The 1,114-nt window shown below is 33.3% G+C and carries 1 protein-coding gene; it reads left to right on the top strand.

Going from position 1 to position 1,114, the window contains the following annotated elements; translation table 11 throughout:
- Positions 1-1,078 (top strand): polysaccharide pyruvyl transferase family protein (locus GQR46_RS19965; RefSeq protein WP_165742271.1); only part of this gene is annotated, 1,078 nt, incomplete at its 5' end.
- Between the last annotated feature and the right edge of the window lie 36 nt (positions 1,079-1,114).

The raw sequence follows: 1,114 nt of genomic DNA, 5'->3' as shown, positions 1-1,114 counted from the left end.
TGGTATTGTTACCTTCCATAATGCTCATAACTATGGCGCTGTATTACAAGCTTATGGTTTATACCGTAAACTTGAGTTATTAGGCTTCAAGTCAGAATTTATACAAGATACTAATGATACTGTTGGGAAAAAGTACAGCCTGTACCCAGACTATACAAATAGGTCTTTACTTAGCTATATAAAGTCTTGGTTTTTACTGCTTGTAGATTACAAAAGGAAAAGTAAGCGCTCTATAGCATTTAATAATTTTATAGCTTCCTACTTACCTATATATGATCTTAATCAGGGCCGTAAAAATTATAGTCATGTTGTGTTAGGTAGCGACCAGATATGGAATTTTAATATAACAAATGGTCTTCAAAGTATTTATTTTGGAGAGGATAAAAATATCAACACTGAATGTGTATTTTCTTATGCTGCCAGCATGGGAAACGGTATGGTAAGTTCAAATTTCACGTCTGAATTTCAGGCTAAATTAGCTAAATTAAGCAGTGTTGGGGTACGAGAGAAATCTCTGAGTGACGAAATCAATACAAATTTTAATTTAAATTCAGTGGTAACGTTAGATCCGACTCTTCTTCTTGATAATGAGGAGTGGGACAAATTATTGCCGACTGATAGCGGAAGTGAAGCGCCATACTTACTTGTTTACGAGGTTGAGAAAAACCCTAATACGGCTTCAGTTATTGAATTTGTGAAAAATAAGCTTGGGCTTGAAGTCAAAGTTATTTCATCAAAAATTAAATCTGGCGATGACCCTAAAAATATTGCAACCGCATCCCCACAGGAGTTTTTAAGTCTTTTTAAAAATGCAAACTTTGTAGTAACGACAAGTTTCCACGGTACTGTATTTTCTATTATTAATGAAATTCCTTTTTTTACAATTAAATTTAATTCAAAAGTAGATTTGAGATCGAGTGGTTTGCTTAGCTCTGTTGAATTAACTCAGCGACATATCAACACAGTGCAAGATATCAATGAACTAGATATCGATTTTACAGAAGCGAAAAATAATTTAGCATTACTTCGAGCTAGCTCCGAAAATTACTTGCTACAATCATTGTATGCAACTAAATAACATGCATTTAAGTACTTTAGAATGGGTTTAATATGT

Source organism: Pseudoalteromonas sp. Z1A6 (genome assembly GCF_011378745.1).
GTDB lineage: Bacteria > Pseudomonadota > Gammaproteobacteria > Enterobacterales > Alteromonadaceae > Pseudoalteromonas > Pseudoalteromonas arctica.
The sequence above is the reverse complement of the archived record's forward strand: the minus strand, read 5'-3'. Positions and strand labels throughout refer to the sequence as shown.